Here is a 13374-nt window from a genome sequence, read left to right as displayed (position 1 = left end):
GGGCGGTGGGGTGCTGCTTCTGCTTTTGCCTCTGCTTCTGGCTCTGGTCTGGCTCTGCTTCTGCCTTCGCCTATACCCCGGCTCCGGAGAACCGGAGCCGGGGCTCCGCGTCAGGTCAGTACGACGACCTTGTGCATGCCCTTGATCGCGTCCGGGAGCCCGGCCTTCCCGTCCGGGGCGAAGCAGCCGACTGCGTACGTACCCGGGGGCAGGTTCCGTATCTCCAGCAGTACGGAGCGGCCGGGGGAGATGACGCCGAGACCGACGGACCGCCCGGTGTAGGGCAGCGGGCCGGGTGCCGTGCGGTCGAAGATGGCCTGGATCTGGGCGTCCGTGGTGCCGGGGGCGACGGGCTGGATCCCCATCTCGTGCAGCTCCTGGGTGGAGTTGTGCACCAGGATCGTGTCTCCGGTCCGGTCCAGGCCGTGGATGTCGAAGCGGGGGCCGTCCGGGGTGTCCCGCGCGAGCACGAAGCTGTCGGGGAAGCCCGTCGGCGTGCCGGGCCTCTGGCTGCCCTGGAGTCGCAGGGTCCGGGTGACCGGGTGTGCCGGGTCCTGGAGGAAGGCGGTGAAGTCCAGGAGGACGACCTCGCCCGCGGTGATCGGAGTGGTGAACGTCTCTGATACCGATGCCGTGACCTGTGCCCCGCCGAACATCTCCGACTCGTCGCGCACCGCCAGCATGCCCTCGGCGGTGGGGATCGGCTTGCGGCTGACGGCCTTGGCGAGATCGGCCAGCACCTGGTCCACGGTCACGCCGGGGTGCGGCCGGAAGGCCTGCAGGAAGCGCCCGTTCGAGTCGTCGGTCGTGACCCGGAACGACACCAGGCCCGCCGCTGCGGACTCCGGCGCCTCGATGCCGGATTCGGTGATCTTCACGTCGATCGGCTTCGGCGCGCGTCGGTCGAGGCCCGCATGGGTGGCCTGTTCCTGGAGGGGGGCGTGATCCGCCGGGGCGGCGACGGCCGGACCGCCGAGGGACGTGGCGAGGACGAGAGCGGCTAAAGCCGCCGCTCGCGCCCCGTGCTTGAGCAGTGCGGTACGCATGGGTCTCCTGTTCGTGGAACGGGCCCCCCGAACCAGGCCAGCACCTTCGGAGCCCGGGCGGCGACAGCCACGCACACTACGGTCAGGATCGAAACCGACGGTCTGAAAAGTGACGTATTTGATCACGGCGGCGGCTGCGATGACGGCCACCCCGATCGCGGTGAGGGGGATCCCCGTACTCGGGGTCGGAGGAGTATCCGGGGGCGTCCCGGCCGCCCATTGTCCTTCCGGTGCGGGCCGCCCTGTAAAGGGCGCTCCTCCTTCGTCGTCGCGTCGCTGAAGCGATGGCCTTCGGCCACCCTTGACAGACCGACCCGCCCCGGAATGCCAACAGACTCCCGGGAAGCCCCCGAAGGATGGCCAGGGGGGACCCGTTCACTACCGGCCCCATCAGCGATGCAGGGCCCACGCTCCGCCTCGCAGCGCCACCATGCCCCAGGACCACCCCTGCTGGCCCGGCGCCGGGGGCGCGGGCACGAAAGACGGCCCCAAGTCGGCAACGAGGGCCGGTTCGGGAGGGACGAGCCCCCAACCTGCAGGAAAGGTTGACCAGGGCCTCATCGGGGCGCGGCAGACGCCCCAGATCGCTACGCGCTCCTCTCTGCTCGGCGTCTGACTGCCGTCTGGGGCTGGGGAGCGCGCCCGATCGCTACGTGCTCCTCATTTGTTGGCGACTGATGGACGTCTCGGGTTGGTGGGGGCGCTCCAACTGGGACGTGAAGCGGGCCGATTGCGTAGGCTCGCAGGGTGACGGATGAGCTGCTGCGCCTGACGGTTCTTGGGTCTGCGACGCCGTATCCCAGTGCGGACAATCCGTGCTCGGGGTATCTGCTCTCCAGTGGGAGCACGCGTGTGTGGGTGGACGCCGGCAGCGGGACGCTCGGCCCACTGCAGCGGTACTGCGGACTGGACGAACTGGATGCCGTGTGGATCTCGCATCTGCACGCCGACCACAGCGCCGATCTGCTCACCGCCTTCTACGGGGCCATGTACGCGGACATCCGACTCGACGCGCCGATCCCCCTCTATGGGCCGCCCGGTATTGCCGACCGGCTGGCGGGATTCCTCACCAATGCGCTGGTTCGCAGCCCGATCGAGTCCGCCTTTGACGTCACCGAGTTGTACGACGGTCACGACGTCACCGTCGGCTCGGTTCGGCTCACCAGCCGGGAGGTGGCACACGGCATCCCGGCGTTCGCCCTGCGTGCCGAGGCCGCCGGTGGGACGCTCGTCTACTCCGGCGACACGGCGCCGTGCGCCAGCCTGACGGCTCTCGCGGACAGTTGCGACGTACTGCTGTGTGAAGCGGACAGTGCGGAGCCGGTCGAGGGCCATCACACACCCGAAGATGCCGGTGACACTGCCGGCGCGGCCCGAGTGGGCCGACTGATCGTCACGCACGTCGGCCGTTCCCTCACACCGCAACAGGCAGTGGCACGCGCCGCAACCCGCTTCAACGGTCCCATCGACCACGCCGCCCCGGGCCTGACCTTCGACATCACCCGCCGCGACGGAAATCGGCCTTGCTGAGGGCGAGAGCGTAGAAACCTCCGAAGAGGAATGTAGCCAGATATTGCCCCCAAGTATCGCCGTGAAGCACCTGGTTCACTGCGATGAGTGCAGTTGCCCAGAGGATGGTGAACACCATCTTGGCCATGCGTTCCCCTGTCCTACACGAGATACGCCGCTGGTCAGGCGACGCTTCCTTGATTGCTGAAAATCTACTCGCCGGTCAGGGGCCAAGTGGCCCCGCTTGAGGGAATATTGAGCTTGATCGACGTTATGAGTGAAGGCACACCATCGAAGAGCGATTTACGTCAGCGTGACGAAATTGAGCCGCCAGGCCAACTGGCCGTTGCGGCCATCGCCGCCAGGCAGTCGTCAGCCGCCGAGAAAAGAGAAGCGCGTAGCAATCTGCCGCGCTCCCAGCCCCGGACGGGGGTCAGACGCCGAGAAATGAGGAGCGCGTAGCGATCTGGGGCGTCTGCCCGGCCCCGATGAGGCTCTGGTCAACCTTTCCTGCAGGTTGGGGGCTCATCGGTCCCGAACCGGCCCGATATCCCTTCTGGGAGCGGCTTTTCCTACCTTCGCCCCGGCGCCGGGCGGACCTGGCGGTCCTGGAGACATGGGAACGCCGCGAGGCGCAGCCGTGGGCCCTGCTGCTCTGATGGGGTCGTCCGTTGACTTGTCCCCCTGGCCATCCTTCGGGGGCTTCCCGGCAGCTCTTTGGCATTCCGGGGCGGGTCGGTCTGTCAAGGGTGGCCGAAGGCCATCGCGTCAGCGACGCGACGACGAAGGAGGAGCGCCCTTTACAGGCCGGCCCGCACCGGAAGGACGATGGGCGGCCGGGACGCCCCCGGATACTCCTCCGACGCCGGTCGGCCACTACCCCGCCCCTCCCCCGCCCCCCGGCGCGCTCCGGCCCGCTCCATCCCGCTCATTGCGTCCGCCTCACTCCCTCACCCCCTCACCACCCCCCGTACCACCCCCACCAGTGCCTCCACCGCTCGGCCGAAGGCGGCTTGCGGGGGTGCGGCGTAGCCGACGACGAGGCCTTCGCGGGCCGGGGTGGGGGCCGACGGGTGGTGGTAGGACGAGAGGCCGTCCAGGGAGAGGCCCGCGGTGCGGGCCGCCGCCAGGGCGGCCTGCTCCGTCCCCGGCGGGAGGTCCACCACCGCGTGGAGCCCCGCCGAGATGCCGGTCACCCGTACCTCCGGCACCCGGGAGGCCAGGGCTTCGGCGAGCCGGTCGCGCCGGGTGCGGTAGCGCTGGCGCATGCGCCGGATGTGGCGGTCGTACGCACCGCATTCGATGAAGTCGGCCAGCGCCAGCTGGTCCAGGGCACTGGCCCAGGATTCCCGCTGCCCCTTCGCCGTGAGCACCTGCCCGACCAGGTCGTCCGGCAGGACCAGCCAGCCGAGGCGGACCGCGGGGGACAGGGACTTGCTGAGGGAGCCCGCGTAGGCGACGTGCCCCGGGTCGAGGCCCTGGACGGCGCCGACCGGCTTGCGGTCGTAGCGGAACTCGCCGTCGTAGTCGTCCTCCACGATCAGTCCGCCCGTGCCGCGGGCCCACTCCACGGCCTCGGCCCGCCGGGCCGACAACAGCCGGGCACCGGTCGGGAACTGGTGGGCCGGGGTGAGCAGCAGGGTGCGGGCGAGGGCCGGGATGCGGTCGGTGCGGGCGCCGTCCTCGTCCACCGGGACGGGATGTGGGTGCACCCCGGCGGCGTCGAGGATGCCGTGGTGGAAGGGGAGTCCGTACTCCTCCACGGCCCAGTCGCGGGGCCGCAGCGGCGCGAGGAGGCGCAGGCCGTTTGCGAAGCCGGAGCAGACGATGATGTTCTCCGGGCCGGTACGCACGCCCCGTGCCCGGGACAGATAGGCGGCCAGCGCCCGCCGCAGCTCAGGGCGGCCCCGCGGGTCCCCCGGGCCGAAGGCCTCGGTGGGGGCCTCGGCGAGGGCCCGCCGGGCGCTGGTGGACCAGGCGCCCCGCGGGAAGGCGGCGGGGTCGGGCTTGCCCTGGAGCAGATCGTGGCGGGGACCCGCGGGGGCGGGCGCGGCCGGGGCGGCCGGCGCAGCGGCGGTGGCCGCCCCCTCGGCGACCCGGGTGCCGGAGCCCTGCCGGGCGGTGAACCAGCCCTCGGCGACGAGTTCGGCGTAGGCGTCGGCGACGGCGTTGCGGGCCAGCCCGAGGTCGGCGGCCAGGGCCCGGTAGGGCGGCAGCCGGGTTCCGCCGGCGAGCCGGCCGCTGCGGACGGCTTCGCGGAGGGCCTGGGCGAGGACGGTGCGGCGGGCGCCGTGCGGGGGGAGCTCCAGGTGCAGGTCGGCGCCGCCGCCCGGGCCGGGGGCGGTCCCGGTGCCCCCGCGCGGGGCGGTGTCGGTGTCGTCGGACGTCATACGGGGCAGGGTAAGCCGCAGCCCGCGCGGGGCCGTTGACGCAGGTCGGCGGGCCGACCGACAGGCAGGTCGGCGGCCTTGCGGCCCGGCGGCACGCAGCCCGGCGGGCCGGCAGCTCAGCCGGTCAGCCGGTCAGCCGGTCAGAGCCCACCCGGCCCCGTCAGGCGTGACGGGACAGGGCCTCGCGGACGGCTTCCTCAGAGCGGGCGACGATCGCCGTGCCGTCGTCGGCGGTGATGATGGGCCGCTGGATGAGCTTCGGGTGGGCGGCCAGGTGGGCGATCCAGCGGGCCCGGGCCTCGTCGGTCTCCTCGCGCGGGAGGTCGCGTACGCCGGTCTCCTTCGCGAGGGGGTCCGAGGTGCGGGTGATGTCCCACGGCTCCAGGCCGAGCCGGTCCAGGACCGTGCGGATCTCGGCCTCGGACGGCACGTCCTCCAGGTAGCGGCGCACCGTGTACTCGGCGCCTTCCGCGTCGAGCAGCGTCAGCGCGCTGCGGCATTTCGAGCAGGCGGGGTTGATCCAGATCTCCATGGCGTCCAGCCTAGTCAGAGGCTGTCTGGCCAGGGGCTTCTGTCAGTGCCCCCCGATAAAATCGAGGGAGTACGACAGGAAGCCAACTACCGTTTGGGAGGCTGTAGATGGCCACTGCCAAGATGCTTCGGCCCGTCAAGAAGAAGCCGCTGCCCGCGGGGCTCCCCCGGGAGTGGTACGAGAGCCACAACCGTCGGCTGAAGGCGATGCGGCTGGCGATATCCCTGCTCGACTCGGGGACGTACGACGCCCGGCGCGCCACCAACCGGAAGATCCGGTCGGTGGCCGTGCGGACGGGGATCCACCGGCCGTCGAACACGACGTGCCGACTGGTGCGCGCGTACATCGTGAGCAACGCGAGCTGACCCGTACAGCGGCTCCCTCGCCGTGACGGCGTTGCCGGGTTCTGCCGGAGCGGACCACTCCGGCAGGACCCACCCGGCTCGGCCCGGCTCGGCCCGGGCGCGTGCTCACTTCTCGGCGAAGACGATCTCCTCGGGGTGGTGGGTCATCCGTACGGTGTGGCCGTCGCTGATCTCCACGATGTGCTGCAGGCCGGTGATCGGCTTCGGGCGCTGCGGGATGGAGTACGTGTCCCCGGCGCCGGCCAGGAAGGCCGGGAAGCAGGCCAGCGAGGGGGAGGAGTCGGCGGGGTAGAGGTCCAGGTAGTCCTTCAGCCGGCGGAACAGCTTCGGGAGGATCACCGCGCCGTTGCGGCCGGTGAGCGAGGGCATTCCGGTGATCTTCGCCCCGGTGAGGGTCACGTCCTCGGCCCACAGCCCCCGCTTCTCGGGGGTGGAGGCCGCCCTCGCCGCCTGGGCCGCGGTGGAGAGGGCGCCGCGGATGAAGCCGGGCAGGCCGGTGTAGAAGGTGGGGTAGGCCAGGCCGGAGGCCACGAGGTGGTGGTTGGCGGTCCTCGTCAGCTGCTTCTCGTCGACATCGATCCAGTAGCCGCTGTACGCGGGCGGCACGCGTCGGCCGACCAGGGCCACGCAGCGGCCGTGGACGTCGGTGCCCCGGGTGAGGATGTAGCCGGGGACCCGTTCGGGGACGGTGGTGACGGTCTCGTCGTCGTGGCGCTGGATGTGGGTGAAGCCGAGCCAGGTCAGCAGTTCGTCCGCGGCCCGGTGGGCGAACTTGAGCGGCTGGTGCTGCTCCTGGTCGTCGATTCCGTAGTGGGTCTCCAGGGCGTCGACGGCTTCGAGCCGGACGGGGGCGCGGCCGTCCGCGCCCGGCAGGATCTGCTTGCAGCCCGGTACGAGCTTCCAGTCGGCCACGTTGTCCGGGATGAAGGGGAGGGTGTCGCCGTCCGGCCGCGAGCCGCCGGACACCTTGAACGTTCCTCGGATCAGCAGCATGGACACGGCGACTCCCATGGGCGGTCCAGGGCGAGGGCGAGGGCGAGAGCGGGGTGGGGGCGTGACCGTAACGGGTACCGGCACCGGCACCGGCACCGCCACTGACACCGTCACCGTACGTAAGGAACGCGCGAAAAGGTGACGCACAGTGCGTTCCCCGGCGAATCTAGGGATGCTTTCCGTCCTGCCGCGACCGCCGTTCGAGCGACAGGACCAGCAGTGCCACGTCATCGCCCGGCCCGCCGTCGGTGAAGGCCACCAGGTCCTGCCACAGGGCGCCGACCAGTCCGGCCGGGTCCTCCGGCGCCGGGGTCGCCACCACCGGGACGCGCGTGGCCAGAGGGTAGAAGAACCCGGACGTGTCGCGGGCCTCCGTGACCCCGTCCGTGTAGGCGAGCAGCCGGTCGCCGGGCAGCAGCGGCACACCCGTGACCGCGGTGTCCTCCGGGGCGGTGAGCCCGAGCCCGAGCGGCGGGCCCGGCTCCACGGCCACCTCCGACACCCCCGGCCCGCGCAGCAGCAGTGCCGGCGGGTGCCCGCACGACACGATCCGTACGAGATCCAGCCCGGGCGGGAACTCCAGGAGCAGGGCCGTCGCGAACAGCTCCGGATGCCCGAGCCCGGGGGAGGCCCCGGCGGCCGGGCCGGACGACCCGCCCAGGGCCGCCCTGCCGGCGGACCCGGCGGACCCGGCGGACCCGGCGGACCCGGTCGCCCCGGTCGATCCGGTAGCCCCGGCCGACCCACCCGCCCCGCCCGGCCCCGCCGACTCCGTCGGCGCCGCCGCGTCCGCCTGGAGTCTGCGGTCCAGCCGGGCGGCGACCTCCGTGAGCTCCGGGTCGTCCAGGACCCCCTCGCGGAACGCGCCGAGCAGCGCCGCGACCGTGCCGACGGCCGCGAGCCCGTGCCCCTGCACGTCCCCGACCAGGGCCCGCACCCCGTACGGCCCGGCCCGTACGTCGTACAGGTCGCCGCCGACCAGGGTGCCGCGCTGCGCCGCCCGGTACAGCCCGGCGCAGCGCACCGGGCCGACCCGTTCCGGTACCGGCGGCAGGACGGCGAGCTGGGCCGCCTCCGCGACGGTCCGTACGTTGACCAGCTGGGTGTCGCGCCGCCGCCGGACCCAGGCGATCACCACGCTGAGCAGCCCGACCGCGGCCACCGTGGCCAGGTCGGTGCCGCGCGGGTTCGCGACGCCGACCAGCGGCAGCCCGAGCAGCGCGAGCACCAGCCCGGCGAAGACGGCGGTGCCGGCGGCCCCGTACGCGAACGCGGCCACCGGGGGCAGGCCCGCCAGGAAGAAGCCCAGCTCGACATCGCCGGGGGTGAGCCGCTGCGCGAGCACCAGCACCACCAGCGCCACCACGGGTGCGATCCGGGCCCAGCGCGGCGGCGGTTCCCCGCGCAGCCAGCCCGGCTCCTGGCGGCGGCGCCGGCGTCTCACCCCTCTCACCCCTCCACCCTGGTACGGGCGTCCGGGCCGCGCACCCCGGACGGTCCGCCAGGTGGCCGCCGGGCGGCAGCCGGGTCACCGCCGGGTGGCCGCGGGCGGCCCCGGCGCCGACAGTGGTCCCGTGACGGATACGACGCCGACGCCGACGCCCCCGCCCGGCGGGCAGGCGGCCGGCACGGGCATGAGCACCCGGCTGAACTGGCTGCGGGCGGGGGTGCTCGGCGCGAACGACGGGATCATTTCCACCGCCGGCCTGGTGGTGGGCGTGGCCGGTTCGACCACCTCGCGCCCGGCGATCCTGGCGGCGGGGGTGGCCGGCCTGCTGGCCGGGTCCCTGTCGATGGCGGCGGGGGAGTACGTCTCGGTCAGCTCGCAGCGGGACTCCGAGCGGGCGGCGCTGGACCAGGAGCGCGAGGAGCTGGTGCAGCGGCCGGAGGCGGAGCTCGACGAGCTGACGGAGCTGCTGGCCGCCCGCGGCCTGAGCCCGGACGTGGCCCGGGAGGCGGCGGAGCAGCTGACGGAACGGGACGCGCTGCGGGCCCACGCCCGGGTGGAGCTCGGCATCAACCCGGACGAACTGGCCAACCCGTGGCACGCGGCGTTCGCCAGCCTGGCCGCGTTCACGGTGGGAGCGCTGCTGCCGCTGCTGGCGATCCTCCTGCCGGGGCCGTCGCAGCGGGTCCCGGTCACGGTGGCGGCCGTGGTCGCGGCGCTGGTGCTGTGCGGGGTGACCAGTGCCCGGCTGGGCGGGGCCCCGGCCGGGCGCGCGGTGCTCCGCAACGTCGGGGGCGGCGCGATCGCGATGGCGGTCACGTACTCGGTGGGCACCTGGATCGGCACAACCTGACCCACCCCACCCCACCCCGCCCCGCCGGGCGGTTCCGCGCCCGTGCGCGATGCCGCACCGGCATCATGGGGCCATGCGTATCGCGGTCACCGGGTCCACCGGTCTCATCGGCAGCGCCCTCGTGCGGTCCCTGCGGGCCGACGGCCACGACGTGGTCCGCTTCGTACGGCGGGAGCCGGCAGCGCCCGACGAGGCGCGGTGGGACCCCGGGCGCGGGTACGTCGACCCGGCCGGGCTCGCCGGCTGCACGGCCGTGGTCCACCTGGCCGGGGCCGGGATCGGCGACCACCGCTGGACCCCGGCGTACAAGAAGGAGATCCGCGACAGCCGGGTGAACGGCACCGCCGCCATGGCGCGGGCCGTGGCCGCGCTGGACGAGCCGCCCGCGGTGTTCGTCAGCGGCTCCGCCGTCGGATATTACGGCGACGCCGGCGACCGCACCGTCGACGAGACGGCCCCGCCCGGCCGCGGCTTCCTGCCGGAGGTGTGCGTGGAGTGGGAGGCGGCCGCGGCCCCCGCCCGGGAGGCCGGGGTGCGGACGGTCCTCGCCCGTACCGGACTGGTCGTCTCCGGCAAGGGCGGTGCCTGGGGACGGATGTTCCCGGTCTTCCGGGCCGGGATCGGCGGGCGGCTGGGCGACGGCCGCCAGTACTGGCCGTTCATCTCCCTGCACGACGAGGTCGCGGCCCTGCGGCACATCGTCGACAGCCCGCAGCTGTCGGGCCCGGTGAACCTGACCGCCCCCGAGCCGCCGACCAACCGCGAGGTCACCGCCGCGATGGGCCGCGTCCTGCACCGCCCGACGCTGCTGGCCGTACCGGCGCCGGTCCTGCGGCTCGTCCTCGGGGAGCTCTCCCAGGACGTGCTGGGCAGTCAGCGGGCCCGGCCCGCACGGCTGTTGGAGTCGGGTTTCGTCTTCCGCCACCCGGGGATCGAGGACGCGATCCGCGCCGCCGTCACCCGCTCCGAGCCCTGACCCCTTCCCGCGCCCGCACGCGCAAGGCCGCAGCCGCAGGGTCCGTGCCCCAGGGGCGCGGGGAACTGCGCGATCAGCCCCCAACACCCCGCAGCCGAACACCCCGTCACCGGCCCGCGGCCTGCGGACCGGTCCCCGTGCGACCGTTCGTGACCCGGATGCGACCGCAATGCGACCGGATCCGACCGCAATCCGCTGTCGAACGGTGGTTCCCCCGAAGCCCGTTGGGGGAAGGAGGATCCCCACACAGCCGCGCCGACCTCGGGGAGGGGCACGTGCTCAGCAGCTCGCACCACGCCGCACAGCATGCGGACGTCGTCATCGTAGGAGCCGGGGTCTCAGGACTCGCGGCGGCACAGCACCTGATCGCGGCAGGGGTCACCGTCACCGTCCTGGAGGCGGCCGAGGATCCCGGCGGCCGGATGGCCACCGGGCAGACCGACGGCTTCCGGCTCGACCGGGTCGGCCAGCTCCTCAACACCTCGTACACGGAGCTCGACCGGACCCCCGGCCTCGCCGGGCTGGTCCTGCGCCCCTTCGCGCCCGGGGTGCTCGTCCACACCGACGGCCGGCAGCTGCGGGCCGGGGCCATGACCCCGGCCCGCGCACTGGCCAGCCGGTCCCTCGACCAGGCCCGGCTCAGCGCCCACCTCGGCCGGCTCGCAGCGCTGCCGGTCGAGCGCCTGCTGGCCCGGCCCGAGCGGACGGCCGCGGCCGCCCTCGGCTCCCGGGCTCCGGCCACCACCCTGCGGCCGCTGCTCGCCGCCCTGCTGCGCGACCCGGAGCTCACCACCTCCAGCCGGGTCGCCGACCTGGCCCTGCGGACCTTCGCCCGCGGCCGGCTCGCCGTGCCCGAGGGCGGGGCCGCGGCCCTGCCCGGGCTGCTCGCCGCCGGCCTGCCGCCCGGCACCGTGCGCACCGGGGTCCGGGTCACGTCCGTGGCGACCCAGCGGGTCACCACCGAGGAGCACGGCGACTTCAGCTGCCGCTCCCTCGTCCTGGCCACGGGGGCGCGGGCCGCCGCCGGGCTGCTGCCGGGGCTGCGGGTGCCGGACTTCCACGAGGTCACCGTCATCCACCACGCCACTCCCGCCCCGCTGCCCTGGGACGGCTCGCTGCTGCTCGACGGCGACCCCCGCTGGCCCGTCGCGCACACCGCCGTGATGAGCGCGGTCGACCCGACGCGGGCCCCGGCCGGCCGGAGCCTGGTCACCACGACCGTGTTCGGCCCGCCGCCGCCCGTGCGCACCGTCGCCTCGCGCCTCGCCCGGCTGTACGAGACCGCCACCCGGGACTGGGAGCTGCTGGCCGTCCACCACGCCCCGGAGGCCGTGCCGGCGATGCCGCCGCCCTACGACCTGCGGCGGCCGGTGCGGGTGCTGGCCGGGCTGTACGTGTGCGGCGACCACCGCGACGCCAACACCGTGCAGGGCGCCCTGCACTCGGCCCGCCGCGCCGCCACCGCCGTCCTGCGCGACTTCGGCATCCGGCTGCCGGCCACCGCCGAGCCCGTGCTTCCGGCGGTGGCCTGAGAAGAACCACAGGGCAAGGGCCCGGTTCCCCGCGCCAGGGGCCGGGCCCGTGCCCATCCGCCCGGCCCGCCTCGGCCGCCGCCCGGGCGCTGACCCCCCGCACGCCACCGCCCCGTACGCCACCGCCCCGCGCACTGCGGCCCGGAGCACCGCCGCCCCGCGCACCCGCGTTCAGGACAGTGCCGCGACCCGGTCCCGGTAGGTGCGTACGGCCGACGCGTCGCGGTAGGGCTCCAGCCGGCGCTCGAAGTCCCGTACGTACTCCACCGCCCGGACCGACCGCATCTCCATCGCCTGCTGCGCCGCCTCCGCGCCCAGGGCGCACGCCTGGTCCAGCTCTCCCAGCCCCAGTCGGGCCGTGGCCAGCACCACCCGGCAGAACAGCCGCGAGCGGGCGAGTGCCGGAGCCCGCAGCTGCAGCGAGCGCTCCGCGTGCTGGGCCGAGGCCCGGTACTGCTGGAGGTCCCGGTGGCAGTGCCCGAACTCGTCGGCCAGCTGGGCCTCGTCGAAGAACCGCGCCCAGTGCGGCACGTCGTCCCCGGGCCGGGCCGCGCCCAGCGCCCGTTCGGCGCGGACCAGGGAGGCCGTCGCGGCCCGGACCTCGCCGAGGACGGCGTGCCCGCGGGCCTCCGACGCGTGCAGCAGTGCCTGGACCTGCGGCGGGGGCCCGGAGCCGACGCCCTGCTGGGCGACGCGGGCCAGCTGGACCGCCTCCCGGCCGTGGCCGAGGTAGACCGCCTGCCGGCTCATGGTGACCAGTACGTACGCCCCGTAGGGCCGGTCCGCGGCGGCCTGCGCCAGCCGCAGCGCCTGGACGAAGTAGCGCTGGGCGAGCCCGTGCGCGGCGATGTCGTACGAGGTCCAGCCGGCGAGCCGGGTCAGGTCGGCGGCGGCCGCGAAGAGCCGGCGTCCGGTGGTCTCCCCGTAGGTGCCGCGCAGCATCGGCTCGGCCTCGTGCTCCAGGTAGCGCACCAGGGCCTGGCGGGCGTGCCCGCCGCCGTACGTCTGGTCGAGGGTCTTGAACAGGTCGCTGACCGAGCGCAGGGCGGCGATGTCCCCGCCGGTGACGCGCTGGCCGGGCCCGCGGTCGACCTGCCGCTGGCGGGGGACCGTGCTCCGGCCCTGCGCGGGGACGCGGACGGCCGTGGCGGCGGCGACCGGGTCGGCGCCGCGGCCCACGTGTTCGTCGGGCCGCCCGATCAGCCAGTCCCGGCTGGGGACGACCAGCCCGGCCGGGGTGAAGGCGATCTTCCGCAGTTCGGCGTGGGAGCCGGAGTCCTTGCGCCAGAGCCCGCTGGCGATGTCGACGGCCTCCTCCGGGGTGGCCGCGAACTCCAGGCCCGCATAGACGGGCGCGCAGGCGTCCAGGCCGAGGTCCTGGGCGGAGAGCCGCCGGCCCAGGCGCCGGGTGAACACCTCGGCGATCAGGGCGGGGGTGGTTCCACGGGGCTGCTGGCCGCGCAGCCACCGGGTGACGGAGGTCTTGTCGTACCGCAGGTCGAGGCCGTGTTCCAGGCCCAGCTGGTCGACGCGGCGGGCCAGACCTGCGTTGGAGAACCCGGCTTCCGCGATCAGTGCCGCGAGCTGCCGGTTGGGGACGTGCTGGGCGGGGCGTTCCGTCATCGGCTCCACGGTTTCCTGACGTGACGGACCGGAGTTTCGGCCCTGTGAACGGCGTGAATGTAGCGGCGAACTTCCCTTGCGCCGCCCTCTGTGCCCCATATTCATCCG

General features: G+C 74.1%; 12 protein-coding genes. 5 read left to right on the top strand and 7 right to left on the bottom strand.

Going from position 1 to position 13374, the window contains the following annotated elements:
* Nucleotides 1-110: 110 nt before the first annotated feature.
* Nucleotides 111-1046, bottom strand: a complete 936-nt coding sequence (locus ACIQUT_RS05925; RefSeq protein ID WP_403559892.1) for a hypothetical protein — start codon at nt 1044-1046, stop codon at nt 111-113.
* Between the two features lie 747 nt (nt 1047-1793).
* Here ACIQUT_RS05925 and ACIQUT_RS05920 point away from each other — a divergent pair.
* Complete coding sequence (locus tag ACIQUT_RS05920; RefSeq protein ID WP_403559890.1) at nt 1794-2576, top strand: MBL fold metallo-hydrolase; 783 nt, start codon at nt 1794-1796, stop codon at nt 2574-2576.
* Here the strand turns inward: ACIQUT_RS05920 and ACIQUT_RS05915 are convergent.
* The 3 genes from ACIQUT_RS05915 to ACIQUT_RS05905 form a co-directional block, all read right to left on the bottom strand.
* Nucleotides 2545-2703, bottom strand: coding sequence for a hypothetical protein (locus tag ACIQUT_RS05915; protein WP_403559888.1), 159 nt, complete (start codon nt 2701-2703; stop codon nt 2545-2547). The two genes, ACIQUT_RS05920 and ACIQUT_RS05915, sit on opposite strands and share 32 nt — an antisense overlap.
* Before the next feature lie 802 nt (nt 2704-3505).
* Complete coding sequence (locus ACIQUT_RS05910; RefSeq protein WP_403559886.1) at nt 3506-4945, bottom strand: PLP-dependent aminotransferase family protein; 1440 nt, start codon at nt 4943-4945, stop codon at nt 3506-3508.
* 160 nt (nt 4946-5105) lie between these two features.
* On the bottom strand, nt 5106-5477 hold the full coding sequence (locus tag ACIQUT_RS05905; RefSeq protein WP_403559884.1) for an ArsC/Spx/MgsR family protein: 372 nt from the start codon (nt 5475-5477) through the stop codon (nt 5106-5108).
* 107 nt (nt 5478-5584) lie between these two features.
* On the opposite strand from ACIQUT_RS05905, the gene ACIQUT_RS05900 reads away from it, so the two are divergent.
* Nucleotides 5585-5842, top strand: coding sequence for a hypothetical protein (locus ACIQUT_RS05900; RefSeq protein ID WP_179178351.1), 258 nt, complete (start codon nt 5585-5587; stop codon nt 5840-5842).
* Between the two features lie 105 nt (nt 5843-5947).
* Here the strand turns inward: ACIQUT_RS05900 and ACIQUT_RS05895 are convergent, their stop codons facing one another.
* Nucleotides 5948-6853, bottom strand: coding sequence for a nuclease (locus ACIQUT_RS05895; protein ID WP_403559882.1), 906 nt, complete (start codon nt 6851-6853; stop codon nt 5948-5950).
* A 148-nt stretch (nt 6854-7001) separates the two neighbouring features.
* Nucleotides 7002-8279, bottom strand: coding sequence for a PP2C family protein-serine/threonine phosphatase (locus ACIQUT_RS05890; RefSeq protein ID WP_403559880.1), 1278 nt, complete (start codon nt 8277-8279; stop codon nt 7002-7004).
* 190 nt (nt 8280-8469) lie between these two features.
* Here ACIQUT_RS05890 and ACIQUT_RS05885 point away from each other — a divergent pair, with 190 nt between their 5' ends.
* From ACIQUT_RS05885 to ACIQUT_RS05875, 3 genes are all read left to right on the top strand, one after another.
* Nucleotides 8470-9135: a VIT family protein gene (locus ACIQUT_RS05885; RefSeq protein WP_403560595.1), complete on the top strand. Its 666-nt coding sequence runs from the start codon at nt 8470-8472 to the stop codon at nt 9133-9135.
* 73 nt (nt 9136-9208) lie between these two features.
* Nucleotides 9209-10111: a TIGR01777 family oxidoreductase gene (locus ACIQUT_RS05880; RefSeq protein ID WP_403559878.1), complete on the top strand. Its 903-nt coding sequence runs from the start codon at nt 9209-9211 to the stop codon at nt 10109-10111.
* A gap of 275 nt (nt 10112-10386) precedes the next feature.
* Entirely contained in the window at nt 10387-11643 is a 1257-nt protein-coding gene (locus ACIQUT_RS05875; protein ID WP_403559876.1) for an FAD-dependent oxidoreductase, read from the top strand.
* Nucleotides 11644-11814: 171 nt separating this feature from the next.
* On the opposite strand, the gene ACIQUT_RS05870 is transcribed toward ACIQUT_RS05875, so the two are convergent.
* Nucleotides 11815-13266 (bottom strand): regulator, encoded by a 1452-nt coding sequence (locus ACIQUT_RS05870; protein ID WP_403559874.1) that lies wholly within the window; start codon nt 13264-13266, stop codon nt 11815-11817.
* Nucleotides 13267-13374: the final 108 nt, after the last annotated feature.

Source organism: Streptomyces sp. NPDC090445 (assembly GCF_044769385.1).
Lineage (GTDB): Bacteria > Actinomycetota > Actinomycetes > Streptomycetales > Streptomycetaceae > Streptomyces.
The sequence above is the reverse complement of the archived record's forward strand: the minus strand, read 5'-3'. Positions and strand labels throughout refer to the sequence as shown.